The sequence below is a fragment of the Pseudomonas sp. L7 genome (genome assembly GCF_046605565.1).
Classification (GTDB): Bacteria; Pseudomonadota; Gammaproteobacteria; order Pseudomonadales; family Pseudomonadaceae; genus Aquipseudomonas; species Aquipseudomonas wayambapalatensis.
In genome coordinates, this window is the sequence record NZ_CP176784.1 from 47,346 (window position 1) to 72,403 (window position 25,058).

Genomic DNA, 25,058 nt, shown 5'->3' on the forward strand with positions numbered 1-25,058 from the left:
ATAGTGTCCCTCTGCAATGCCGATAGGCAGGCTGCCTGCTGCGGTCGGCGTCGATTGTAATTAAGATGGTCCCGTGTTTCTCCTGCCAAGGTATCCAAACCGTGAGTGCGAACAACCCGCTTCTGCAGTCCCACGACCTGCCACCCTTCTCCGCAATCCGCGCCGAACACGTGCTGCCGGCGATCGAGCAGATCCTGGCCGACAACCGCAAGGCCATCGCCGATATCCTCGCGCAGCAGGGCAAGAATCCCTCCTGGGCCGGCCTGGTGCTGGCGATGGACGAACTCAACGACCGCCTGGGCGCGGCCTGGAGCCCGGTCAGCCACCTCAATGCGGTGTGCAACAGCAAGGAACTGCGCGAGGCTTATGAGTCGTGCCTGCCGGCGCTGAGCGCCTATTCCACCGAACTGGGGCAGAACCGCGCCCTGTTCGATGCCTACCAGGCGCTGGCCAACAGCGATGAAGCCGCCAGCTTCGACGTGGCGCAGAAGACGATCCTCGACCACGCCCTGCGTGACTTCCGCCTGTCGGGTATCGACCTGCCGGCCGACAAGCAGCAGCGCTATGCCGAAGTGCAGAGCAAGCTCAGCGAGCTGGGCAGCCGTTTCTCCAACCAGTTGCTCGACGCCACCCAGGCCTGGACCAAGCACGTCACCGACGAAGCCGCACTGGCCGGCCTGACCGATTCGGCCAAGGCGCAGATGGCCGCCGCTGCCCAGGCCAAAGGCCTCGACGGCTGGCTGATCACGCTGGAGTTCCCCAGCTACTACGCAGTCATGACCTACGCCAGCGACCGCGCCCTGCGCGAAGAGCTGTACGCTGCCTACTGCACCCGCGCCTCGGACCAGGGCCCGAACGCCGGACAGTTCGACAACGGCCCGGTGATGGCCGAGATCCTCGACCTGCGTCAGGAACTGGCCGCGCTGCTGGGCTACGCCAACTACGCCGAGCTGAGCCTGGCCACCAAGATGGCCGAGTCCAGCGACCAGGTGCTGAGCTTCCTGCGTGACCTGGCCAAGCGTTCCAAGCCGTTCGCAGCTCAGGATCTGGAGCAGCTCAAGGCCTACGCCGCCGAGCAGGGCACTCCGGAGCTGGCCAGCTGGGACGCCGGCTATTACGGCGAGAAGCTGCGCGAGCAGCGCTACAGCGTGTCGCAGGAAACCCTGCGCGCCTACTTCCCGATCGACAAGGTGCTGAGCGGCCTGTTCAGCATCGTCCAGCGCCTGTACGGCATCGAAATCGCCGAACTCAAGGGCTTCGACGCCTGGCACCCGGACGTGCGCCTGTTCGAGATCAAGGAGAACGGCCAGCACGTCGGGCGCTTCTTCTTCGACCTCTACGCCCGTGCCAACAAGCGTGGTGGCGCCTGGATGGACGGTGCCCGCGACCGTCGCCGCACCGCGGCCGGTGCATTGCAGAGCCCGGTGGCCAACCTGGTGTGCAACTTCACCCCGGCCGCACCGGGCAAGCCGGCGCTGCTCACCCACGACGAAGTCACCACGCTGTTCCACGAGTTCGGCCACGGCCTGCACCACCTGCTCACCCGCATCGAGCATGCCGGTGTGTCCGGCATCAACGGTGTGGCCTGGGACGCGGTCGAGCTGCCGAGCCAGTTCATGGAGAACTGGTGCTGGGAGCCTGAAGGCCTGGCACTGATTTCCGGCCACTACGAGACCGGCGAGCCGCTGCCCCAGGACCTGCTGGACAAGATGTTGGCGGCGAAGAACTTCCAGTCCGGGATGATGATGGTGCGCCAACTGGAGTTCTCGCTGTTCGACTTCGAGCTGCACGCCACCCATGGCGACGGCCGCAGCGTGCTGCAGGTGCTCGAGGGCGTGCGCGACGAGGTCACGGTGATGCGTCCGCCGGCCTACAACCGCTTCCCTAACAGCTTTGCGCATATCTTCGCCGGCGGTTATGCGGCGGGCTACTACAGCTACAAGTGGGCCGAAGTGCTGTCGGCCGACGCCTTCTCGCGCTTCGAGGAAGAAGGCGTGCTCAATGCCGAGACCGGACGCGCGTTCCGCGAGGCGATCCTGGCCCGTGGCGGTTCGCGCGAGCCAATGGTGCTGTTCGTCGATTTCCGTGGTCGTGAGCCTTCCATCGATGCGCTGCTGCGTCATAGTGGCCTGACCGAGGATGCGGCGGCATGAGTGAGGGCGGCGTGATCAAGACCAAGAAACGCTTCATCGCCGGGGCGGTATGCCCGGCGTGCAGCGAGCCCGACAAGCTGATGATGTGGAACGAAGACGGCGTGCCACACCGCGAGTGCGTGGCCTGCGGCTTCACCGACACCCTCAACGAGCAGGGCTTGTCGGTGCCCAAGGAGCTCGGTACCCGGGTAAACCAGCAGGCGGTCAAGGCCGAGCCGGTAAAGGTGCAGACGGTTCAGTTCTTCCCGAACCCGAAGCTCAAGAAGCCGCACTGACCCTGTCCGCCTGACGGCACTGGTCTTCTGTGTAAACCCGGATTACTGTATGTGCATACAGTAATCCGGGTTTTCCACCATGAAACCAACCCCAGTCCGTGGTCGCGGCACCGCCACCAACCCCCACAATCGCTTCGCCCCCAGCCATTCGGTGGTCGAGGACGACGGCTGGCACCAGGAAGTCCCCCTCACCCAGGGCACCGAGGTGCGGATCGAAACCGCCAAGACCATCATCGCCCGCAACACCTCGCCCGACCTGCCCTTCGACCGTTCGATCAACCCCTACCGCGGTTGTGAACACGGCTGCATCTACTGCTACGCCCGGCCCAGCCACGCCTATTGGGACCTCTCCCCCGGCCTCGACTTCGAGACCAAGCTCATCGCCAAGACCAATGCCGCCGAGGTGCTCGAACAGCAGTTGAGCAAGCCGGGTTATGTCTGTGCACCGATCAACCTCGGCGCCAACACCGACCCCTACCAGCCCATAGAGCGCGAGCACCAGTTGACCCGTCGCCTGCTCGAGGTGCTGCTGCGCTACCGACACCCGGTGACCATCGTCACCAAGGGCTCGCTGGTGCTACGAGACCTGGACCTCTTGAGCGAACTGGCCAGCCAGCGCCTGGTGCGGGTGATGATCAGCCTGACCACCCTCGACGACGAACTCAAACGCACCCTCGAGCCCCGCGCAGCGGCACCCAAGGCGCGCCTGCGGGCGATCCGCGTGTTGCGCGAGGCGGGTGTACCGGTGGGCGTGCTGTGTTCGCCGATGATCCCGATGATCAACGACAGCGAGCTGGAGCACCTGCTTCAGGCCGCCAAGGAAGCTGGCGCGCAGAGCGCCGCCTACATGATGCTGCGCCTGCCGCTGGAGGTGGCGCCGTTGTTCGAACAGTGGTTGCAGGACCACTACCCCCAGCGCGCGGCCCACGTGCTGAGCCTGATTCGTCAGAGCCGGGGCGGTGAACTGTATGACAGCCGCTTTGGGGCGCGGATGCGCGGTGAAGGGGTCTTTGCCGAGCTGCTGGCGCAGCGTTTTCGCAAAGCTTCGCGGCAGTTGGGGTTCGAAGGGCGGGAGCAGGTGTCGCTCGATTGCAGCGCCTTCTGCCCGCCAGGCGGGCAGATGGCATTGTTCTGAGTCGGTGATGGTCTTGTGGGAGCGGGTTTACCCGCGAAGAAGCCACCACAGCACAGTGCTCCACTACCCTGTAATCTGACTAATACCTACCAATAATTTCATTGGAGGGTATTGGCGGCTGATGCTTTTTTGCTATTATCAAAACCTCCCCTCGAAAACCTGGAACGCCCGTTCTAGAGCCTCCGAATTCAGTTTCAGTTAAGTTTTCTCCGCTAGCGTAGGAAGTCAGTCCAGCGCGACTGTGATTTATTACCTGTGCGCGTCATCTAATTCTCCGCATAGCCAGAATCTTTCCCCGGTAAAATGGAACTTACCTACAAACCGTCAAGAGGATGAATCATGCCCGTCAAGGACCCATCCAAGCCCGTTCCGGCCGCTCCCGCCGAGAGCGCCGATGCTGCCCTGAAGCACATCGTCGACGGCTTCCTGAAGTTTCACCATGACGTTTTCCCCGAGCAGCAGGAGCTGTTCAAGAAGCTCGCCACCGCGCAGAAACCGCGCGCGATGTTCATCACCTGCGCCGACTCGCGCATCGTGCCCGAACTGATCACCCAGAGCTCGCCGGGCGATCTGTTCGTGACCCGTAACGTCGGCAACGTGGTACCGCCCTACGGACAGATGAACGGCGGTGTTTCCAGCGCCATCGAATACGCCGTGATGGCCTTGGGTGTTCACCACATCATCGTCTGCGGTCACTCCGACTGCGGTGCGATGCGCGCAGTGCTCAACCCGCAGTCGCTGACCAAGATGCCGACCGTTTCCGCCTGGCTGCGCCACGCCGAAGTGGCCCGTACCGTGGTCGAGAGCAACTGCTCGTGCGCAACGGAACACGAGAGCATGAAGGTGCTGACCAAGGAAAACGTCATCGCCCAGCTGCACCACCTGCGCACTCATCCTTCGGTCGCCGCGCGCCTGGCGGCCGGACAGCTCTACATCCACGGCTGGGTCTACGATATCGAAACCAGCCGCATCGAAGCCTACGACGTCGCGAGCGACAGCTTCCTGCCCCTGGCTGCTGACGAGCCAGTGCCGTGCGCAACTCCGAGAGGCCGCTACTAAGCGACCCCAACACCTGAAGAAACCTTGATAGCCGGCTGCGCCCACCAGGCGCGGCAGGGCTTTCTGCTGCCTTGAATTTCTCTGACCTACTTGCCGGCAATCCTGCTGGCGGCCCGCGCCTGCGCGCGATTCAGGGATCCCCGTGCCGTCGGCCAGTGGAATGGCCGTGAATCAGAAAAGGAGCGTTATGGTGAACATGACACAGATAAAAGCGGCCTTGCCGCGAGAGTTACTGGCTTCGGTCGTGGTGTTCCTGGTGGCCCTGCCGCTGTGCATGGGCATCGCGATCGCCTCGGGCATGCCGCCCGCCAAAGGGCTGATCACCGGGATCATCGGTGGCATCGTCGTGGGCTTTCTGGCCGGCTCGCCGCTGCAGGTCAGCGGCCCGGCCGCGGGCCTGGCGGTGCTGGTGTTCGAGTTGGTGCGCCAGCACGGTGTGGCCATGCTCGGACCGATCCTGCTGCTGGCAGGCCTGTTGCAGCTGCTGGCCGGGCGACTGCGTCTGGGCTGCTGGTTTCGCGTCACTGCACCGGCGGTGGTGTACGGCATGCTGGCCGGTATCGGCGTGCTGATCGTGCTGTCGCAGGTGCATGTGATGTTCGACAGCGCGCCACAGCCCTCGGGTGTCGAGAACCTGCTGGGTTTCCCCGCGACCCTGGCCTCGGCACTGCCGTTGGAAACCGCCGGTAATGGCTGGCAGGCCGGCGCCCTGGGCCTGGGCACCATCGCAATGATGTGGAGCTGGGAGCGTTGGCGCCCACAGCGCCTGCGCTTCATCCCCGGTGCCTTGCTGGGCGTGGCGATTATGACCGTGATCAGCATCTGGCTGGCGCTGCCGGTCAATCGCGTGCAGGTGCCTGCGGACCTGTCGGAGGCGATCGACTGGATTCGTCCGGACGACCTGCTCAAACTGGCCGATCCGACCTTGCTGGTGGCCGCCTTCGCCCTGGCCTTCATCGCCAGCGCCGAGACGCTGCTGTCGGCTGCAGCGGTAGACCGCATGCACAGTGGCCAGCGATCGGATTTCGATCGCGAGCTGTCGGCGCAAGGTATCGGCAACATGCTGTGCGGTGTGCTGGGGGCATTGCCGATGACCGGCGTGATCGTGCGCAGTTCGGCCAACGTCCAGGCGGGTGCGCAGACCCGTGCGTCGGCGATTCTGCATGGTCTTTGGTTGCTGGCGTTCGTGGTGGTGCTGAGCAGCGTGCTGCAGCAGATTCCGGTGGCAAGCCTGGCGGGCGTGCTGGTGTACACCGGTATCAAGCTGGTCGATTTCAAGGCCTTCCGCGGCCTGGGGCGATATGGCCGGATGCCGATGTTCACCTACGCTGCCACGGCGCTGGCGATCATCTTCACCGACCTGCTGACCGGCGTATTGCTGGGCTTTGCTCTGACCTTGCTCAAGCTGGCGTTCAAGGCGGCGCGCCTCAAGATCAACCTGGTCGAGCTGCCGCGCCCTGGGCACATGGAGCTGCGCCTGAGCGGTGCTGCCACCTTCCTCAAGGTGCCTGCCCTGACCCAGGTGCTGGAAAGCGTACCTGCCGGGACGCATCTGCATGTACCGCTGGCGAACCTGAGCTACATCGACCACTCGGTGCTGGAGTTGCTCGAGGACTGGGGGCGCGCGAGCCGCGCCGCCGGCTCACGTCTGTCCATCGAGCAGCGCGGGCTCAAGCGGCGCATCGAGGGCCGCTTGCGACGCAGCGCGCAGGTCTGAGGCGTCGTGTGCCCAAGTCTCAGGCCGACTTGGGCACCAGCTTGCGGCAGCCTTCTTTACGGCTGGGGTACTGCTCGCATTTGCGCAGTACCTGCTGTACCTGGTCGTCGGCCTTGAGTTGACGATTGGCCAGCAGCTTCTCGGTGATGAACAACTCTTCTGATCCCAGGGTCTGTTCGGCCTTGTCGATCATCCCCAGCGCTGCCTGCGGATCGCGGTTGCGCAGGTGATGACCGATGATCAGGTCATAGACCATCGGGCTTGCCAGCGTCCAGTCCTGGATGCCCTGCAGGTCGGCCAGGGCCGCGCGGCCGTTACCCTGCGCCGAATGCACGGCGAAGGCCGCACGCCGGATGCCTGGCTGGGTGCCGACCGGAGACGCCAGCGCACGGCTGACGAAGGCCTCGGCTTCGCGGGTCTTCTTCTGCTCCAGTGCGGCGGTGGCTGCGTAGGCGTCACGGTAAGCCTGCAGCGAACGCTGCACGGTCGCCGAATCGCGCACCTGTGGCCAGCTGCGACGGTTCACCCGCGCCTGGGTCTGTTGCTGGTATTCGCGGTCCAGATACTGGCGTAGCTCTTCGTCTCGCTGGATCGGCGACATATGCGAGCGGGTCAGGTACTGGCCGGTGGCGTTCAATGCCGTGCCCAGGCCTTGGTTGAGCAGGGTCTGCAGCTCCTGGGTGGTGCGGTTGAGGTCGAGCTTTTTCAGCGAATCGGTCATCGCCGTCTGGCGCTCTTGCAGGAAGCTTGCGAGCAAAGGCTTCTGCTTGCCCTGGAAGTCTTCCAGGCGTTGCAGGCTGACGCTCGAGGCCCGCGGCGCGTAGCCAGCGCGGATCATCAGGTCGGCGCCGAGCAGGTCGGCCTGGTCTTCCTGGGTGCGGCCCCAGGCGGTGCTCCAGACGTTGTCCGAGAAGCTGTTGGCCAGCGAGGTGTAGAGCACGGTGTTGCCGATGGCCTTCTGCGTGCCCACGGGGTCCTTGCTGAACAGTGCGCCGGTCTGCTTGTTGCGTCCGGTATCCTTCGCCACGGTTGCGATCACCACTGTGGTGGTGATGTTGGTGAGCAGCTGTTTCTGCTCCTGGAACGCTGCGCGACGATCATGATGGCGCAGCAGCACATGGCTCATCTCGTGGCCGAGCATGGCAGCGATTTCATCCTCGCTCTCGACGTTGTCGAGCATGCCCAGCGGCACGAAAATGTTGCCGTAGGGGTCGGCCGAGGGGCCGAAGGCGTAGCTGTCGACGATGCGTACCTGCAGGTTCGGCGCCTGCCCCGGCCAGCCTTTGGCCAAGCGGGTGACGATACCTTGCAGGTAGCTTTCCAGGGCCGGGATGCGCACCAGATTCTGCTGGCGGATCTCGTCGGCGGGAATCGCCCGACCGTCAAAGCTCAGGCGCAGTTGCTGGGTTTGCTGTGGGTCGAGCCGATAATACGAACGCACGTCCTTGTGGTCGACGTAACGCCCGTCCAGCCGCGACTGGGTCGAGGGGCCGACCAGGTTCTGCAAGGCGTCGTTGGCGCCGTTGAGTGTGTTGCAGCCGCCGAGCAGTACCAGCGACAGGGCCGCAGCGACGCGCTTGATCTTGCCCGCACTCATTTCTTGCACCCGGCGCCATAGCCGATGGTCGAGTTGTTCTGGTGGTCGTCGGAGTAGCCGCTCTGCAGGGTCTGGCAGGGGAACTTGACGATGTTCAGCGGCGGGTTCACCCGTACCGCCATGGTGTCCATCCAGACGTTACCCTCGGGCAAGCCTACCTGGATGATGTCCAGCTCCTTGTTGTACTGCAGCACCTTGGGCGCTTTTGGCAGGCTGCTGCTGTCGACCTGGTGCAGTGACTTGCCCTGTTCGTCCAGCACCGCCACCGACTTGCGCAGCCAGGCTTCGACCACCGGCTCGGGGGTGGCCATCACGCTCTGGCTGACCAGCAGCGACAGCAGCAATAGGGAGCTCTTGATCATCTCTGGGGTCCTTTGATAGAGAAATTCCGGGTGTCAGGCCCTGCTGGCGAACAGGGCCTGGATCCTTGCGCTGAACAACGTGAGCGACAACAGCAACAGGCCGAGCACGTTGGCCGGCGTGTAGTTGTAGTGCCAAAGCCCGCAACTGAGCAGGACAATGGCCGCGAGTATCAGGGCCCAGGCAGCCAGTGGTCGCAGCCTTGGGCGACGCCGCTGGATGAACAGCGAGTGGCTGAACAATGGGGCGTCCAGGCTGCCCTTGAGCAGGGTGATGCCGCCCAGCAGGAGCAGTTCGAGGATATCCAGTACATCGACGGAGCCTGCCGGAATGCCGAGGTCGGCGAGGCTGGGCGTGGCCCGGTAGTAATTCATGCCCCAGTTGACCAGGTTGTCCAGGGCCATGGCATGCCAGTAGACGCCGGGAATCTTGCCGTGCAGCGCAGATTGGGTGAGGTCGCCGGTGCCAGCGATCTGCGCGCCGACCAGGACCAGCTTCCCGCGCAGCAGCGATTCGAGCAGCTTGCGGTCGTTCGGGTCGGTGACCTCAAGGTCGGTGGGCGACAGCGTCAGGGTGTACGCGCAGGTCGCCCGTGCCTGTTTGCCCAGCTTCCAGAACACCGCCTGCTTCAGTTGCTCGAACAATCCCGGAATATTGCAGGTGCTGGTATCGGCGACCTTTTCCTGCTCGGGTGAGCGGTGCACGCCCCATTGCACGGTCATCGGTGCAAGTTCGGCAGCGCTGGCGGGGTCTGCGGGCAGGTCTGTGCATGCCTGGTGGCGGCAATAGTCGCGGTAGAGCCGCAGGGCCGGAGTTTCCAGCGTACCCAAGGGCGTCTTCACGGCGAGCGGGTACTGGTTACCGAAATCGCTCCAGCTCACCAGCGCAGGTGTGCTGACCGCGGCCAGGCGCGGCAGGGTGTTGACCGCGCCTTCGCTTGCCCGCGGCAGGCCGGTATCGGCCACGTACAGCGGGATATCCTGCTGGCGATAGCGCTCGAACACGTTGGCCAGCAGCTGGCTTTCCATGCGCGGGGGCTGCCCGGGGATTTCCCGCGAGTGGTCGTGGCTGTAGAGCAGGTCGACGAACACCGCTGCCGGCTCATAGGCAAGCAGGCGCTTGAACAGCTTGCTCTGCTCGTTGTATGGCAGCGGCCAGTAGGTGTCGTTGCGCAGCAGGTAGTCATCGTCGATCAAGACCACCACCACCTGTTGCTGGCCCTTGCCGGCGTAGGTAGCAGCCAACAGGCGGTTGAGCCAACGTGACGAGGCATCGTCGGTCGAACTTGCGATACCGAAGGGGTCGAGCAATGCGATCAGTACGACTGAAAGGCCGAACAGTGCCTGGCGCAGGGAAAAAAGGGAGAGCTTCAGCATCCATGCCTCAAACAAGGGGTTGAGGCATTTTGCCACTATTGGCAATGGATCCGAAAGCGCTGGCAACCATCAAGGGGCGCATTGCGCCCCGTCAACGATCGAATCGTCGGTCTGCGGCCTGTTACAGCGCCAGTTCCACGCTCAACTGGCGCGACAGGCACGGCCAACGCTTCCAGGCTGCGCCGGTCTCGGGGCTGCTGAGGGTGTTGCGATAGGCTTCGACCGACTCCACGGCAAAGCTTTCGTCATCGAGCATTTCTTCGACCGAGTGATGCACCACTTCATCCAGCTGGTTGGCGAAGTCCTCGCCGATCAACTGGTGGGCGATGAGGTTGGCCACGGTGGTGTCCACCGGAATCAGTGGCTGCTGGAAGTGGCGGATATACAGGTCGTTGACCTCCTCGACCAGACGATGGGCCAGATAGGCTTCATCGAGCAGGCAATCCAGGCCGACGTGTCCCTGCATCACCTCTGGGGGTTGCAGGAAATAGGCTTCGGCGATTTTCAGCACCGGCTTGATCTGCGACTCGATGCCGGCCTCGCGGGCGACGGCGTTGGCCGCTTCGAGCAATTCCGGAACCTGGCCGATGTAGGCGTGGACGAAGCGCGACAAGGTACCCTGGGCGTCCTGCGGGGGCAGTTGGATCGAATGATGCAGGTGAGGCAGTTGCTGTTCGAGGCGTTGCTTCAGTTGGCCTGTACGGCTCTCATGTTGATGGGCTTGTTCGATCTGCTCGCGTACAGCTGCGATGTTCATGACAACTCCAGGGACAAGGCGTTACAAACGGAAGACACTAAGTTAGCTCGGCTGTGTAGATTGCTAAGACGCATTTGTTATAACAACGGGGCACTTGTTCCGCCGGGTTATATCAATGTGCCACTATTATGCCCCAAGCGCTCTGGAATAATCCTTTCAGCCATTTCAGCCAATGCGTGAAGTTGTTTTCACATCACCCGTTGCGTGCGATTGGTCGCTGTCTATACTCCGCTTGAACGTGATTCGTTGATGAGGCCCGACTGCCGTTTGCAGGGGGCTCGGTCGTCGAAGCCAGGCAGTCTTGACCCCCGTTCCCCCCCTTATGCCGTAGAAAACGTCGTCCACGCCTCCGGGACTACAAGAACGATAAGGGGAACCCGCAATGATGCGACATCCACATGTCTGGATGGGCCTCCTGTTGTGGACGGTGTTCGGTCAGGCGCACGCCGCCTGGACCGTGAACATGTCTCCGGGGGCGACGGAAGTCTCCCACGCCGTGTTCGACCTGCACATGACCATCTTCTGGATCTGCGTGGTCATCGGCATCGTAGTGTTCGGCGCGATGTTCTGGTCGATGGTCATCCACCGCCGCTCCACCGGCCAGCAGCCTGCGCATTTCCACGAGCACACCTGGGTCGAGATCATGTGGACGGTCGTCCCGTTTCTCATCCTCGTCGCCATGGCCATCCCGGCCACCAAGACCCTGATCGACATCTACGACGCCAGCGAGTCGGACATCGATATCCAGGTCACCGGCTACCAGTGGAAATGGCACTACAAGTACCTGGGCCAGGACGTCGAATTCTTCAGCAACCTCGCCACCCCTTCCGAGCAGATCCGCAATCAGGCGCCCAAGGACGAGCATTACCTGCTCGAGGTCGATCAGCCGCTGGTGCTGCCGGTCGGGGCCAAGGTGCGTTTCCTGGTGACCGCCGCCGACGTGATCCATTCCTGGTGGGTGCCGGCCTTCGCGGTCAAGCGTGATGCCATCCCCGGTTTCGTCAACGAAGCCTGGACGCGCATCGAGAAGCCCGGCATCTACCGCGGCCAGTGCACCGAGCTGTGCGGCAAGGACCACGGTTTCATGCCCGTGGTGGTCGAGGTGAAGTCCAAGGCCGACTACGACACCTGGCTCGGCGAGCGCAAGGCCGAGGCGGCCCAGCTCAAGGAACTGACCAGCAAGGAGTGGACGCTGCAAGAGCTGGTCGAGCGCGGCGACAAGGTCTACCACACCACCTGCGTGGCCTGTCACCAGGCCGAAGGCCAGGGCCTGCCGCCAATGTTCCCGGCGCTCAAGGGCTCGAAGATCGCCACAGGGCCTAAGGAAGACCACCTGGGCATTGTCTTCCATGGCAAGCCCGGCACGGCGATGGCCGCGTTCGGCAAGCAGCTCTCGGAAGTCGACATCGCCGCAGTGGTCACCTACGAGCGCAACGCCTGGGGCAACAACAAGGGCGACATGGTCACGCCCAAGGACGTACTGGCGCTCAAGCAGGCGCAAAGCAAATGAGCCGGTGCCCGCTTGATATCCCGCAACGTGCAGGAGACAGGACATGAGTGCAGTGATCGACGACCACGCCCACGGCCATGACCATGCGCACGGTCCGGCCAAGGGCCTGATGCGCTGGGTGCTGACCACCAACCACAAGGACATCGGCACGATGTACCTGTGGTTCAGCTTCGCCATGTTCCTGCTTGGCGGCTCGTTCGCCATGGTGATCCGCGCCGAGCTGTTCCAGCCGGGCCTGCAGATCGTGGAGCCGGCGTTCTTCAACCAGATGACCACCATGCACGGCCTGATCATGGTGTTCGGCGCGGTGATGCCGGCGTTCGTCGGCCTGGCCAACTGGATGATTCCGCTGATGATCGGCGCGCCGGACATGGCCCTGCCACGGATGAACAACTTCAGCTTCTGGCTGCTGCCGGCGGCCTTCCTGCTGCTGGTCTCGACCCTGTTCAGCCCCGGCGGGGGGCCGAACTTCGGCTGGACCTTCTACGCGCCGCTGTCCACCACCTATGCGCCGGCCAGCGTGACCTTCTTCATCTTCGCCATCCACCTGATGGGCATCAGCTCGATCATGGGCGCGATCAACGTGATCGCCACCATCCTCAACCTGCGCGCCCCGGGCATGACCCTGATGAAGATGCCGCTGTTCGTCTGGACCTGGCTGATCACCGCCTTCCTGCTGATCGCGGTGATGCCGGTGCTGGCCGGCGTGGTGACCATGATGCTGATGGACATCCACTTCGGCACCAGCTTCTTCAGCGCGGCGGGTGGCGGCGACCCGGTGCTGTTCCAGCACGTGTTCTGGTTCTTCGGCCATCCAGAGGTGTACATCATGATCCTGCCGGCCTTCGGCGCGGTCAGCTCGATCATCCCGGCGTTCTCGCGCAAGCCGCTGTTCGGCTACACCTCGATGGTCTACGCCACCGGCGCAATCGCCTTCCTGTCGTTCATCGTCTGGGCGCACCACATGTTCGTGGTCGGCATCCCGGTGGTGGGCGAGCTGTTCTTCATGTACGCGACCATGCTGATCGCCGTGCCCACCGGGGTTAAGGTGTTCAACTGGGTCAGCACCATGTGGCAGGGCGCGATGACCTTCGAGGCGCCGATGCTGTTCGCCATCGCCTTCGTCATCCTGTTCACCATCGGCGGCTTCTCCGGGCTGATGCTGGCCATCGCCCCGGCGGACTTCCAGTACCACGACACCTATTTCGTGGTCGCCCACTTCCACTACGTGCTGGTGCCCGGCGCCATCTTCGGCATCTTTGCCTCGGCCTATTACTGGCTGCCGAAATGGACCGGGCACATGTACGACGAAACCCTGGCCAAGCTGCATTTCTGGCTGTCGTTCGTGGGCATGAACCTGGCCTTCTTCCCCATGCATTTCGTCGGGCTGGCCGGTATGCCGCGACGGATTCCGGACTACAACCTGCAGTTCGCCGACTTCAACATGATCTCGTCCATCGGCGCGTTCATGTTCGGCGCCACACAGATCTTCTTCCTGTTCATCGTCATCAAGTGCATCCGCGGCGGCGAACCGGCTCCGGCCAAGCCCTGGGATGGCGCCGACGGGCTGGAGTGGTCGGTGCCCTCGCCTGCGCCCTACCACACCTTCCAGACCCCGCCGGAAGTGAAATAGGAGACCGACGCGATGACCGGCCTGCCGCTCAAACGCCTGGTGCTGCGCCTGTTGATGCTGACGGTGGTGATGTTCGCCTTCGGCTTTGCCCTGGTGCCGATCTACGACGTGATGTGCAAGGCCTTCGGTATCAACGGCAAGACGGGCGGGCAGTACGAAGGCAGTCAGATCAGCGACCCTTCGCGCACGGTGCGGGTGCAGTTCATGTCGACCAACGCCAGCGACATGGTCTGGGACTTCTACTCCACCGCTGACCAGCTCGAAGTGAATCCGGGCGCGGTGAACCAGATGGTGTTCGTCGCACACAACCCGACCGACCGGCCGATGAGTGCCCAGGCGATTCCCAGCATCACCCCGGCCGAAGCGGCGGCGTATTTCCACAAGACCGAGTGCTTCTGTTTCACCCAGCAGGTGCTGCAGCCGGGCGAGCGCATCGAGATGCCGGTGCGCTTCATCGTCGACCGCGACCTGCCGGGCAACGTGAAGCACCTGACCCTGGCCTACACCTTGTTCGACATCACTGCGCGTCACCCGCCGGTTGCCCATGCCGCGGTACAGGACGCTCAGGGCGCCCGCTGAGGGAAGGAGAACAGCAATGGCAAGTCATGAGCACTACTACGTTCCGGCGCAGAGCAAGTGGCCGATCATCGCCACTGTCGGGCTGTTCATCACGGTGTTCGGCCTGGGCACCTGGTTCAACGATCTCAAGGCCGGACACCCGGAATCCCATGGGCCGCTGATCTTCTTCGTCGGTGCGCTGTTCCTGGCCTACATGCTGTTTGGCTGGTTCGGTGCGGTGGTCAAGGAGAGCCATGCCGGGCTGTACAGCGCGCAGATGGACCGCTCGTTCCGTTGGGGCATGAGCTGGTTCATCTTTTCGGAAGTGATGTTCTTCATGGCCTTCTTCGGGGCGCTGTTCTATGTGCGGGTGCTGGCCGGTCCCTGGATCGGCGGCGAAGGCGCCAAGGGCGTGACGCACATGCTCTGGCCCAATTTCGAGTTCGTCTGGCCGTTGCTGCACACGCCGGATCCGAAGCTGTTCCCGCCGCCGAAGGACATCATCAACCCCTGGCACCTGCCGCTGATCAACACCATCCTGCTGGTCAGCTCCAGCGTCACCATCACCATCGCCCACCATGCCCTGCGCAAGGGCCATCGCGGCGCGCTGAAACTGTGGCTGGGGCTGACCATCCTGCTGGGGCTGTCGTTCCTGGCGCTGCAGGCCTACGAATACTACGAGGCCTATGTGCACCTGGGCCTGACCCTGGGCTCGGGGATCTACGGCGCGACCTTCTTCATGCTCACCGGTTTTCATGGTGCGCACGTCACGCTCGGCACCTTGATCCTGATCGTGATGTTCGTGCGCGTACTGCGCGGGCATTTCAACCCGGACAAGCATTTCGGGTTCGAGGCGGCCAGCTGGTATTGGCACTTCGTGGATGTGGTGTGGGTGGGGTTGTTCATCTTTGTGTATGTGCTTTAGCCGCACGGTGGACCCTGTGGGTGGGGTGATTCAGAACGGCGCGTGCGAAACCAATTGCCCACTGATGAAGCCCCAGGCCACCAGGCCGACGGTCAGGACGGCCAGGGTGACGCGCAGGGTCAGGGCCTTGAGCAAGCGGGTGGACTGGTCGTCGTCCTTGACCAGGAACACCAGGCCACTGAACAGGCTGGCGATGGTGGCCAACAGCATCAGGACAATCGCGGCCTTGAGCATGGCGAAACTCCGGGGGGATGCAGTGATGTGGACAAGTATAGCGATCGACAGGGCGAGGCCGCAGTGAGGCCGTTTCGCCCGGGGCTGGTCCCGACCCTGGTGGTGTTCGCACTGCTGCCGGGGCTGATCGCGCTTGGCTGCTGGCAACTGCGTCGGGCCGAAGAAAAGCGTCAACTGCTCGACAGCTACGCCGAGCGGCGCATCGTGGCACCGGTGGCCGTGGCGCAGCTTGTGCAACTGCCCGACCCGGCCTTCTACCGCGTGCGCCTGTTCGGCCAGTTCGACCCCGAGCACAGCCTGTTGCTGGACAACCGCCTGCGCGACGGCCAGGCCGGTGTCGAGCTGCTGCAACCCTTCCACGACCAGGCCAGCGGCCAGTGGTTGCTGGTCAACCGCGGCTGGTTGCCTTGGCCGGACCGCCGCGTGCCGGTGCGTTTCGACACCCCTGCCCAGCCCCTGGCGTTGCAGGCCACGGTCTACGTGCCGCCAGGCCGCACCTTCCAGCTGCACCCCGACCCGCCCGGCGGCCGATGGCCGCACCTGCTGACCGCCCTTGATCCCGCACAGCTCTGGCAGCAGCTGGCGCGTGAAGGCTTCGCCCATGAACTGCGCCTGGAACCAGGCCCTGCCAGCTATCGGCTGGATTGGCCAATCGTCGCCATGGGCCCGGAAAAACACCTCGGCTATGCCGTGCAATGGTTTGCCCTGAGCACGGCGCTGGTGCTGCTGTACCTGTATTTCGGCTGGCACAACGACAACAAGGAGAAACGCCATGGCCGCCGCCACGAGTCCACTGGACGTGCCTGAAGGGCGCAAGTCCCGCACCCGCGGGCGCTTGCAACTGATCCTGATCCTGCTGGTGACCCTCGGCCCGATGATCCTTGCCACCAGTATGTACAAGCTCAAGTTCTGGGTGCCGGAGGGTCGCAGCTACCACGGCGTGATGATCGGCAATGGCCAGAGCCGCGCCGATATCGGCATCCAGGCCCAGGACGAGCGCTGGCAACTGCTGGTCAGCACGCCCGATGCCTGCGCCGAGGACTGCCGGCAGCTGGTCTACCTGGCCCGGCAGATCCAGGTCGGCCTTGGCCGCGATGCCAGCCGCGCCAGCCATGCGCTGGCAACCGTGACGCCCTTGAGTGGCGACTACCAGGCGCTGCTCGAGCGCGAGTATCCGCAACTGCAGCGCTATCCGCTGGATGCCGACCGCTACCGCACAAAGGTCGTCGAGCCCGGCGCGCAACTGTGGATCGTCGATCCCCACGGCAACCTGGTGCTGCGCTACGACGCCAAGGTCAAGGGCAAGCATGTGCTCGACGACCTGCGCCACCTGCTCAAGCTGTCCAACATCGGCTAGGAGGCCAGCATGGCCAGATCCGGTTACCGACTCGCTGTGTTCGCCACCCTGCTGGCACTGGTCGTCGTGCTGCTCGGCGCCTACACGCGCCTGACCCACGCCGGCCTCGGCTGCCCCGACTGGCCCGGCTGCTATGGTTTCATCGGCGTGCCCAAGACCGACGCGCAACTGGCCCATGCCGAGTTGCACTTCCCCGAGCATCCGGTGGAAGAAGCCAAGGGCTGGGCTGAGATGGTGCATCGCTATTTCGCCGGCACACTGGCGCTGGTCATCGCCTGGCTGGCGATAGGTGCGGTACGTCGTCATGGCCGCGACGGCGGGCCCTACCGGTTGCCGGTGCTGCTGCTGGCCGTGGTGCTGGCGCAGGCGGCGTTCGGCATGTGGACGGTGACCCTCAAACTCTGGCCGCAGGTGGTCACCGCGCATCTACTTGGAGGCTTCACCACCCTGAGCCTGCTGTTCCTGTTATCCCTGCGTCTATCCCGGGCCTTTGCGCCACCGCCCAAGCTGCCGTTGAGTCTGCGCCGGGTGGCTGCGCTGGCACTGCTGGTGGTGATTGGGCAGATCGCCCTGGGTGGGTGGGTGAGTGCCAACTACGCGGCAGTCGCCTGCATCGACTTGCCGACCTGCCATGGTCAATGGTGGCCTGCGGCAGACTTCAGCAACGGTTTCCATCTCACCCAGCACGTCGGCCCGAACTACCTGGGTGGGCAGCTCGACAGTGATGCGCGTACGGCCATCCACATCAGCCATCGCCTGGGTGCATTGATGGTCGTGGCAGTGCTGCTGATGCTGAGCTGGAAGCTGCACCGCAATGGCCTGTCCGGCCTGGCCCGGCTGGTGCTGGCTGCCTTGGCGCTGCAAGTGGGGTTGGGGATCAGCAACGTGCTGCTGCACCTGCCGCTGGGGGTGGCCGTGGCGCACAACGCCGGGGGCGCCCTGTTGCTGCTGACCATGGTGCTGGTGAACTACCGCATTCGGGTGGTCGACAAGGTGCGTGTCGGCCTGGGCTGGCGCTTGCGGCCGGTCACGCCTGGCGGCGTTTCCCATCACTTGAGGAACGACACGTGGCGACGGTTCTGAGCCAAGGGCGGCAGCGCGCTGGCTGGCGCGACTACCTGGAACTGACCAAGCCCAAGGTGGTGGTGCTGATGCTGATCACCTCGCTGGTGGGCATGTTCCTCGCCACCCGCGCGGGTGTGCCGTGGACGGTGCTGCTGTTCGGCAATCTGGGCATCGCCCTGTGCGCCGGCGGCGCGGCGGTGGTCAACCACGTGCTGGACCGGCGTATCGATGCCTTGATGGCACGCACCTGCAAGCGGCCGGTGGCCAAGGGACGGGTGGCGCCCTTGCCGGCGCTGGCGTTCGCCCTTGCCCTGGCAAGCGCCGGGATGGCGCTGTTGCTGGCCTTCACCAACCCGCTCACGGCCTGGCTCACGCTTGCCTCCCTGTTGGGCTATGCCGTCGTCTACACCGGCTTTCTCAAGCGCGCCACGCCGCAGAACATCGTGATCGGCGGCCTGGCAGGCGCCGCCCCGCCGTTGCTGGGTTGGGTCGCGGTCAGCGGGCACCTGAGCGCCGAGCCGCTGTTGCTGGTGCTGATCATCTTCGCCTGGACGCCGCCACACTTCTGGGCCCTGGCCATCCACCGCAAGGAGGAATACGCCAAAGCCGAGATACCCATGCTGCCGGTGACCCACGGCGAGCACTACACCAAGCTGCATATCCTGCTCTACAGCCTGGTGCTGCTGGCGGTGAGCCTGCTGCCCTATGCCATCCACATGAGCGGCCCGCTCTACCTGGCCTGCGCCCTGTTGCTGGGGCTGCGCTTTGTCCAGTGGGCCTGGGTGTTGTACCGTGGCACCCGGCCGCACGCGGCGATCGGCACCTTCAAGTACTCTATCGCGTACCTGTTCCTGCTGTTCATCGCCCTGCTCGTTGATCACTACCTGTTGCTGAACCTATGACCCGAACCCAGAAAACCGTCTTCATCCTCGTTGCCCTGGTCGCGCTGATCATGGGCTTGACCGTCAACAAGGTGCTCAATGGCCGCGGCGAGGCCAACCCGGCCGAGCTGATCGACGCCGGCATCATCCTCCTGCCGCAGAGCCGCAGCGTGCCGGATGTGACCATGAACGACCAGAACGGCCAGCCGGTGGCGCTGGATCAGTTGAAGGGCAAATGGTCGTTGCTGTTCTTCGGCTACACCTACTGCCCGGACATCTGTCCGACCACGTTGGCGCAGTTGCGCCAGGTGAAGAGCGAGCTGCCCAAGGAGGCGATCGACCGCTTGCAGGTGGTGCTGGTGAGCGTCGACCCGAACCGCGACACGGCGCAGCAGCTCAAGCAGTACCTGGGCTATTTCGACAAGGATTTCGTGGGGCTGGCGGGATCCATCGAGGATACCCAGAAGCTGGCCAATGCCCTGAGCATTCCGTTCATCCCGGCGGACACCAGCAAGCCGGGGTACACCGTCGATCACAGTGGCAACCTGGCGGTGGTCGGGCCGGACGGGCGTCAGCGTGGGTTCATTCGTGCGCCGTTCAACAACCAGAAGCTGGTGGCGCAGTTGCCGGGGCTGGTCAAGCGGGATTGATGAACCCCCAAAAGCTTCGCGGGCAAGCCCGCTCCTACGGGAACGCCATTTCCTGTGGGAGCGGCGGTTCGGCGTTCCGACTTGCCCGCGAAGAGCTCAGCGCGATCGTTCGGCTTAGAACGCCGGCACCACAGCCCCTTTGTACTTCTCGTTGATGAACTGCTTCACTTCAGGCGAGTGCAGCGCCTGCACCAGTTTCTTCACCGCGTCCGCGTCCTTGTTGTCCTCACGGGTCACCAGGATGTTCACGTACGGCGAGTCGCTGCCTTCGATGGCCAGGGCGTCCTTCTGAGGGTTGAGCTTGGCTTCGAGTGCGTAGTTGGTGTTGATCAGCGCCGCATCGACCTGGGTCAGCACGCGCGGGATAGTGGCCGCTTCCAGTTCGCGGAATTTCACGCCCTTCGGGTTTTCAGCCACATCCTTCACGGTGGACAGGATGTTGGTGTTGTCCTTGAGCTTGATCACGCCGGCCTTGTCCAGCAGCAGCAGGGCGCGGCCGCCGTTGGTGGCGTCATTGGGGATGACCACGGTGGCGCCGGATGGCAGCTCGTCGAGCTTCTTGATCTTGGCCGAGTACACGCCCAGCGGCTCGATGTGCACGCCGGCAACGCTGACCAGCTTGGTGCCCTTGGCCTTGTTGAATTCATCCAGGTACGGCTGGTGCTGGAAGAAGTTGGCATCCAGGCGTTTTTCCGCGACCTGCACGTTCGGTTGAACGTAGTCGGTGAACTCCTTGACCTTCAGCTCCACGCCTTGCTTCGCCAGCTGTGGCTTGACGAAGTTGAGGATCTCGGCGTGCGGCACCGGGGTGGCGGCGACGGTCAGGGTTTCGGCGGCATTGGCCGAGAAGGCCGCGACGGCGGCGACGACAGCGAACAGCTTTTTCATCGATCACTCCTTGTGAGGGCCGCGACGGCCCCCGAACGGGACGGCCGGGCCGACCCTGTTAGGCTTACTTACGGGAAAAATGTACGACCAGCTTGTCGCCGACGGTCTGCAGTATCTGCACCAGCACCAGCAGCAACACCACGGTGACGATCATCACGTCGGTCTGGAAACGCTGGTAGCCGAAGCGGATGGCCAGGTCGCCGAGGCCGCCCGCGCCGACCACACCGGCCATCGCGGTGTAGGACACCAGGGTGATGGCGGTGACGGTGATGGCCGCGAAGATGCCCGGACGGGCCTCCGGCAGCAAGGCATTGGTGATGATCTGGCGGGTAGTGGCGCCCATCGACTGGGTGGCTTCGATGATGCCGCGGTCCACCTCGCGCAGCGCGGTCTCGACCAGGCGCGCGAAGAAGGGCGTGGCGCCCACCACCAGCGGCGGAATGGCACCGGCCACGCCCAGCGAGGTGCCGGTGATCAGCACGGTGATCGGAATCATCACGATCAGCAGAATGATGAACGGCAGCGAACGCAGGATGTTGACGATCAGCGACAGCAGCGCGTAGACGCCCTTCTGCTCGAACATCTGCCGCGGCCCGCAGAGGAACAGCAGCACGCCCAGCGGCAGGCCGAGCAGTACCGTGAACAGTAGCGAGCCGAACAGCATGATCAGGGTGTCGCCGGTGGCGAGGGAAATCTCGGACCAGTCGACGTTGGCGAAGAAATTCAGGGCGTCCATCAGCGCAGGACCTCCATGTGTACGTCAGCCGCCTTGAAGCGGTCGAACGCTGCGTCGATGTTGCCGCCGGTGACGGCGAGGGTCAGTTGGCCGTAGGGGACATCCTTGATGCGGTCGATACGGCCGGCCAGGATGCTGTAGTCCACCCCGGTCTCACGGGCCACGGTGCCCAGCAGCGGCGCATAGGTGGCGTCGCCCTGGAACGTCAGGCGCACGATACGGCCCGGCACGTGGGCGAAGTCGTCGCGCTGGTCGCCTTCGTCGACCTGCTCGTCTTCCTGGACGAAGCGCTTGGTGGTCGGGTGTTGCGGGTGCAGGAACACGTCCGCCACCGGCCCCTGCTCGACGATCACCCCGGCGTCCATCACCGCCACGCGGTCGCAGACGCGGCGGATCACATCCATCTCGTGGGTGATCAGCACGATGGTGAGCTTCAGCTCGCGGTTGATCTCGGCCAGCAATTGCAGCACCGAGGCGGTGGTCTGCGGGTCGAGGGCGCTGGTGGCCTCGTCGCACAGCAGGATCTTCGGGTTGGTCGACAGCGCCCGGGCGATGCCCACACGTTGTTTCTGGCCGCCCGACAGCTGTGCCGGATATTTCTTCGCGTGGTCCGACAATCCGACGCGGGCCAGCAACTGGCTGGCGCGCTTGTCGATCTCGCCGCGCGACAGCTCGCCGGCGAGCACCAGTGGCAGGGCGACGTTGTCGGCCACGGTTTTCGAGGCCAGCAGGTTGAAGTGCTGGAAGATCATGCCGACCTGCTGGCGGAAGCGGCGCAGTTGGTTGGCGTCGAAGGCGGTGACGTCCTCGCCATCGACGATGATCTTGCCGCCGGACGGCGCTTCGAGGCGGTTGATCAGGCGCAGCATGGTGCTCTTGCCAGCGCCGGAGTGGCCGATCAGGCCGAACACCTGGCCATTTTCGATGGTCAGGCTGGTCGGATTCAGGGCGGGGATGTCCCTACCGGCGACGCGGTAGGTCTTGTGCACATGTTGGAACTCGATCACGTAGCGAACCTTGTGGGGCGCATGGAAATTGGGGTCAGCGGTGAGCTGGGGTGGCGCATTTTAGCCTTTTCCCATAGTTGTTCTTAGCATTTATTTCGTAATCGACCAATCCATCCGGCATAACGCGACAACCGGTAATCCCGATGGAACGCTTGGCGAAAGCGTCCAGTCACTACTTCAACAAGCCCGAAAGGGCAGCCTGAAGACTGATGAGGAGAACCGCCGATGGCCAGCAAGAAGAGCACCGCGCCGCATGCCAGCCAGGTCGCCGGGGCCGACACCCCGGACAAGGCCAACACCAACGCCAAGCTGCAGAGCCTGGAAACCTTCCGCAGCGACGCCACCGGCCAGGCGCTGCGTACCAACCAGGGGGTGAAGGTCGCCGACAACCAGAACAGCCTCAAGGCCGGCGCTCGCGGGCCTTCGCTGCTCGAAGACTTCATCATGCGCGAGAAGATCACCCACTTCGACCATGAGCGCATCCCCGAGCGTATCGTCCACGCCCGCGGCACCGGCGCCCACGGGTATTTCCAGAGCTACGCCAACCACAGTGCCCTGACCAAGGCCGGTTTCCTACAGGACCCGCAGAAGATCACCCCGGTGTTCGTGCGCTTTTCCACTGTGCAGGGGCCTCGTGGCTCCGGTGACACGGTGCGCGATGTGCGCGGCTTTGCCGTCAAGTTCTACACCGATGAGGGCAATTTCGACCTGGTGGGCAATAACATGCCGGTGTTCTTCATCCAGGATGCGATCAAGTTTCCTGACTTCGTCCACGCGGTGAAACCCGAACCGCATAACGAGATCCCCACCGGCGGCTCGGCCCACGACACGTTCTGGGATTTCGTTTCGCTGGTGCCCGAGTCGGCGCACATGGTCATGTGGGCCATGTCCGACCGCGCCATTCCGCGCAGCCTGCGGATGATGGAGGGGTTCGGGGTGCACACCTTCCGCCTGATCAACGCCGAGGGCGTGGCCAGTTTCGTCAAGTTCCACTGGAAACCCCGCCAGGGCGTACACTCGGTGCTGTGGGACGAAGCGCAGAAGCTGGCAGGCAAGGACACCGACTACCACCGTCGCGACCTGTGGGAAGCCATCGAGACCGGTGACTACCCGGAGTGGGAGCTGGGGGTGCAGATCGTTTCAGAGGAAGACGAGCACAAGTTCGACTTCGACCTGCTCGACCCGACCAAGATCATCCCCGAGGAGCTGGTGCCGGTGACGCCGCTGGGCAAGATGGTGCTCGATCGCAACCCGGACAACTTCTTCGCCGAAATCGAGCAGATCGCCTTTTGCCCGGGGCACATCGTGCCGGGTATCGATTTCACCAACGACCCGCTGCTGCAGGGCCGGCTGTTCTCCTACACCGACACGCAGATCAGCCGCCTGGGCGGGCCGAACTTCCACGAAATCCCGATCAACCGGCCAATCGCGCCTAACCACAGCGGCCAGCGCGATGCCATGCATCGGATGACCATCGACAAGGGGCGTGCGTCCTACGAGCCCAACTCCATCGATGGCGGCTGGCCGAAGGAAACCCCGCCGGCAGCGCAGGACGGTGGCTTCGAGAGCTACCAGGAGCGTGTCGACGCGCACAAGATCCGCCAGCGCAGCGATTCGTTCGGCGATCACTTCTCGCAGGCGCGACTGTTCTTCCACAGCATGAGCGACAACGAACAACAGCACATCATCAAGGCTTACAGCTTCGAGCTGGGCAAGGTCGAGCGCGAGCACATTCGCGCGCGGGAGGTTAACGAGATCCTGGCCAATATCGACCTGAAGCTGGCAGCGGCAGTCGCGCAGAATCTCGGCCTGCCGGCGCCCAAGGCCGGGACGGTCAAGGGCAAGGAATCGAAGCTCAAGTCGTCACCGGCCTTGAGCCAGATGAATCATCCGGGCGATGTGGGCATCAAGGGGCGCAAGATTGCGCTGCTGGTAGCCAATGGCGTGGATGGCGACAGCGTCGACAGGCTGGTCAAGGCGCTGGAGGCCCACAGCGCACGCCCCATGCTGCTGGGGCCGACCTCGGCGCCGGTGAAGACCTCTGACGGCAAGGCGCTGGCGGTGGATGCCTCGATGGAAGGCATGCCGTCGGTCATGTTCGACGGGATCCTGGTCCCGGCTGGCAAGGCCTCGCTGGATGCACTGGCGGCGAGCGGGGTGTCCAAGCACTTCCTGCTTGAAGGCTACAAGCACCTCAAGGCGATCGGCCTGGCCAAGGACGGCAAGGCGCTGCTGGGGGCGCTGGGGCTCAAGGAGGACAAGGGTTTGCTGCTGGGGGATGACCAGAAGACCGTGGAGGCTTTCGTGAAGGCGGTCGAAGGGCACCGGGTGTGGGCGCGGGAGGCGGCTGCAGAAGCGATTCCGGCTTGATGCCGTAGCATCTGTTCGGCGGGTTAACCCGCTCCCACAGGCTATGTACGCATCTGTGGGAGCGGGTTTACCCGCGAAGATGTCGACGCTGTTTCAGTGCTGATGCGGCACCAGCACTACCTGTGCTGGCAATGCCCGCTGGATCTCGTGCTTCTGCTTCAACGCAAAATCCGCATCGATCCGCTTCACCCGCTTCTGCAGCAGGGTCTTGAGCCACGGTGCATCCTGGGTGCGCGGCACCTGGAACACCACTTCGCATTGGTAACTCACCACATCGGCGGCGATGTCATCCAGTTGCTTGCGCATGGCAGCAATGTCCGTGGTTTTCAGCGCAATCACCGTGCTCGGTGCCGCTGGGTCGATGACCCGGGCCTGCGGCTTGGATTCTGCAGCCTTCAGCGCGGCTTCAGCCTTGTCCAGCTCGGCCTGGCGGGCGTGGGCGACGGCATCGCCGCCGGTCAGCGCCGGTGCCTGTGGCATCAGTGCGCGGGCGCGGGCCAGTGCGGTGGCGGCCGCGTTGACGTCGCCTTTCTGCAGGACGATCTGGCTGCGCTGCAGGTAGGCTTCGGCGATCTGGCGCTGGTATTGCTCGATACGCGCATCGTTCGGCGACTGTGCCTGCAGGCTGGCGAGCTGGTCTTCGGCGGTAGCCAGCTCGTTGCTGGCGATGTTCTGTTGCAACTGCTGCCAGGCGTCCGGCTGCGCAGGCGCGACGGGCTGCTCGACCGGGGCACTGGAACAGGCAGCCAGGAACAGGGAAAACGCGGCAACAAGCAGATAACGGGAGGCGAACGGCTTCATTCCTGCGACTCTCT

General features: G+C 63.9%; 24 protein-coding genes. 15 read left to right on the forward strand and 9 right to left on the reverse strand.

The genetic code is table 11. The annotated features are described in order from the left end of the window. Positions 1 to 65 precede the first annotated feature (65 nt). From prlC to ACK3BK_RS00260, 5 genes are all read left to right on the forward strand, one after another. Complete coding sequence (gene prlC, locus ACK3BK_RS00240) at positions 66 to 2,153, forward strand: oligopeptidase A (RefSeq protein ID WP_411383541.1); 2,088 nt, start codon at positions 66 to 68, stop codon at positions 2,151 to 2,153. Next, positions 2,150 to 2,428, forward strand: a complete 279-nt coding sequence (locus ACK3BK_RS00245) for a YheV family putative zinc ribbon protein (RefSeq protein WP_186669989.1) — start codon at positions 2,150 to 2,152, stop codon at positions 2,426 to 2,428. Before prlC ends, ACK3BK_RS00245 begins: the two co-directional genes overlap by 4 nt. Positions 2,429 to 2,507: 79 nt before the next feature. Continuing rightward, positions 2,508 to 3,563 (forward strand): PA0069 family radical SAM protein, encoded by a 1,056-nt coding sequence (locus ACK3BK_RS00250; protein WP_186721093.1) that lies wholly within the window; start codon positions 2,508 to 2,510, stop codon positions 3,561 to 3,563. Between the two features lie 339 nt (positions 3,564 to 3,902). Next, positions 3,903 to 4,622, forward strand: coding sequence for a carbonic anhydrase (locus tag ACK3BK_RS00255; RefSeq protein ID WP_186721091.1), 720 nt, complete (start codon positions 3,903 to 3,905; stop codon positions 4,620 to 4,622). A 187-nt stretch (positions 4,623 to 4,809) separates the two neighbouring features. Beyond that, positions 4,810 to 6,339 (forward strand): SulP family inorganic anion transporter, encoded by a 1,530-nt coding sequence (locus tag ACK3BK_RS00260; protein WP_189665298.1) that lies wholly within the window; start codon positions 4,810 to 4,812, stop codon positions 6,337 to 6,339. Positions 6,340 to 6,358: 19 nt separating this feature from the next. On the opposite strand, the gene ACK3BK_RS00265 is transcribed toward ACK3BK_RS00260, so the two are convergent. The 4 genes from ACK3BK_RS00265 to ACK3BK_RS00280 all read right to left on the reverse strand — a co-directional run bounded on the left by ACK3BK_RS00265 (position 6,359) and on the right by ACK3BK_RS00280 (position 10,429). Beyond that, complete coding sequence (locus tag ACK3BK_RS00265; protein WP_411383542.1) at positions 6,359 to 7,936, reverse strand: M48 family metalloprotease; 1,578 nt, start codon at positions 7,934 to 7,936, stop codon at positions 6,359 to 6,361. Beyond that, positions 7,933 to 8,298, reverse strand: a complete 366-nt coding sequence (locus ACK3BK_RS00270) for a hypothetical protein (RefSeq protein ID WP_186669982.1) — start codon at positions 8,296 to 8,298, stop codon at positions 7,933 to 7,935. The genes ACK3BK_RS00265 and ACK3BK_RS00270 overlap by 4 nt, the downstream gene beginning before the upstream one ends. A gap of 33 nt (positions 8,299 to 8,331) precedes the next feature. Continuing rightward, positions 8,332 to 9,672, reverse strand: a complete 1,341-nt coding sequence (locus ACK3BK_RS00275) for a CHASE2 domain-containing protein (RefSeq protein WP_411383543.1) — start codon at positions 9,670 to 9,672, stop codon at positions 8,332 to 8,334. A 121-nt stretch (positions 9,673 to 9,793) separates the two neighbouring features. Next, complete coding sequence (locus tag ACK3BK_RS00280; protein WP_411383544.1) at positions 9,794 to 10,429, reverse strand: hypothetical protein; 636 nt, start codon at positions 10,427 to 10,429, stop codon at positions 9,794 to 9,796. A gap of 382 nt (positions 10,430 to 10,811) precedes the next feature. Between ACK3BK_RS00280 and coxB the strand changes: the two genes are divergently transcribed. From coxB to ACK3BK_RS00300, 4 genes are read left to right on the forward strand one after another with little or no spacing between them, the layout of a single operon-like run. Further along, complete coding sequence (gene coxB / locus ACK3BK_RS00285) at positions 10,812 to 11,939, forward strand: cytochrome c oxidase subunit II (protein ID WP_186669979.1); 1,128 nt, start codon at positions 10,812 to 10,814, stop codon at positions 11,937 to 11,939. A gap of 43 nt (positions 11,940 to 11,982) precedes the next feature. Continuing rightward, complete coding sequence (ctaD, locus tag ACK3BK_RS00290) at positions 11,983 to 13,572, forward strand: cytochrome c oxidase subunit I (protein ID WP_186669978.1); 1,590 nt, start codon at positions 11,983 to 11,985, stop codon at positions 13,570 to 13,572. 12 nt (positions 13,573 to 13,584) lie between these two features. Continuing rightward, a complete protein-coding gene (locus ACK3BK_RS00295) occupies positions 13,585 to 14,151 on the forward strand; it encodes a cytochrome c oxidase assembly protein (RefSeq protein ID WP_411383545.1) in 567 nt (188 codons plus the stop codon). Between the two features lie 16 nt (positions 14,152 to 14,167). Further along, a complete protein-coding gene (locus tag ACK3BK_RS00300) occupies positions 14,168 to 15,055 on the forward strand; it encodes a cytochrome c oxidase subunit 3 (protein WP_186669974.1) in 888 nt (295 codons plus the stop codon). A gap of 30 nt (positions 15,056 to 15,085) precedes the next feature. Here ACK3BK_RS00300 and ACK3BK_RS00305 read toward each other — a convergent pair whose 3' ends face one another. Then, on the reverse strand, positions 15,086 to 15,289 hold the full coding sequence (locus ACK3BK_RS00305) for a twin transmembrane helix small protein (RefSeq protein ID WP_186709830.1): 204 nt from the start codon (positions 15,287 to 15,289) through the stop codon (positions 15,086 to 15,088). A 63-nt stretch (positions 15,290 to 15,352) separates the two neighbouring features. Between ACK3BK_RS00305 and ACK3BK_RS00310 the strand changes: the two genes are divergently transcribed. The 5 genes from ACK3BK_RS00310 to ACK3BK_RS00330 are packed head-to-tail and all read left to right on the forward strand — an operon-like array spanning position 15,353 to position 19,242. Next, positions 15,353 to 16,096 (forward strand): SURF1 family protein, encoded by a 744-nt coding sequence (locus ACK3BK_RS00310; protein ID WP_411384518.1) that lies wholly within the window; start codon positions 15,353 to 15,355, stop codon positions 16,094 to 16,096. After that, positions 16,062 to 16,646 (forward strand): hypothetical protein, encoded by a 585-nt coding sequence (locus ACK3BK_RS00315; protein WP_411383546.1) that lies wholly within the window; start codon positions 16,062 to 16,064, stop codon positions 16,644 to 16,646. Before ACK3BK_RS00310 ends, ACK3BK_RS00315 begins: the two co-directional genes overlap by 35 nt. Before the next feature lie 9 nt (positions 16,647 to 16,655). Continuing rightward, complete coding sequence (locus ACK3BK_RS00320; protein ID WP_411383547.1) at positions 16,656 to 17,729, forward strand: COX15/CtaA family protein; 1,074 nt, start codon at positions 16,656 to 16,658, stop codon at positions 17,727 to 17,729. After that, positions 17,714 to 18,613 (forward strand): heme o synthase, encoded by a 900-nt coding sequence (gene cyoE, locus ACK3BK_RS00325; protein ID WP_186669968.1) that lies wholly within the window; start codon positions 17,714 to 17,716, stop codon positions 18,611 to 18,613. Before ACK3BK_RS00320 ends, cyoE begins: the two co-directional genes overlap by 16 nt. Further along, on the forward strand, positions 18,610 to 19,242 hold the full coding sequence (locus ACK3BK_RS00330; RefSeq protein ID WP_186709828.1) for an SCO family protein: 633 nt from the start codon (positions 18,610 to 18,612) through the stop codon (positions 19,240 to 19,242). The genes cyoE and ACK3BK_RS00330 overlap by 4 nt, the downstream gene beginning before the upstream one ends. 114 nt (positions 19,243 to 19,356) lie before the next feature. Here ACK3BK_RS00330 and ACK3BK_RS00335 read toward each other — a convergent pair whose 3' ends face one another. The 3 genes from ACK3BK_RS00335 to ACK3BK_RS00345 all read right to left on the reverse strand — a co-directional run bounded on the left by ACK3BK_RS00335 (position 19,357) and on the right by ACK3BK_RS00345 (position 21,873). Further along, entirely contained in the window at positions 19,357 to 20,130 is a 774-nt protein-coding gene (locus ACK3BK_RS00335) for a MetQ/NlpA family ABC transporter substrate-binding protein (RefSeq protein WP_288377666.1), read from the reverse strand. A 64-nt stretch (positions 20,131 to 20,194) separates the two neighbouring features. Next, on the reverse strand, positions 20,195 to 20,866 hold the full coding sequence (locus ACK3BK_RS00340) for a methionine ABC transporter permease (protein WP_186669962.1): 672 nt from the start codon (positions 20,864 to 20,866) through the stop codon (positions 20,195 to 20,197). Beyond that, complete coding sequence (locus ACK3BK_RS00345) at positions 20,866 to 21,873, reverse strand: methionine ABC transporter ATP-binding protein (RefSeq protein WP_411383548.1); 1,008 nt, start codon at positions 21,871 to 21,873, stop codon at positions 20,866 to 20,868. The genes ACK3BK_RS00340 and ACK3BK_RS00345 overlap by 1 nt, the downstream gene beginning before the upstream one ends. A 225-nt stretch (positions 21,874 to 22,098) precedes the next feature. On the opposite strand from ACK3BK_RS00345, the gene katE reads away from it, so the two are divergent. Then, positions 22,099 to 24,243 carry a catalase HPII gene (gene katE / locus ACK3BK_RS00350; RefSeq protein ID WP_411383549.1) on the forward strand — a complete coding sequence of 715 codons (2,145 nt, stop codon included), beginning with the start codon at positions 22,099 to 22,101 and terminating at the stop codon, positions 24,241 to 24,243. 93 nt (positions 24,244 to 24,336) lie between these two features. Here the strand turns inward: katE and ACK3BK_RS00355 are convergent, their stop codons facing one another. After that, a complete protein-coding gene (locus tag ACK3BK_RS00355) occupies positions 24,337 to 25,044 on the reverse strand; it encodes a PA5502 family lipoprotein (protein ID WP_411383550.1) in 708 nt (235 codons plus the stop codon). Positions 25,045 to 25,058 lie beyond the last annotated feature (14 nt).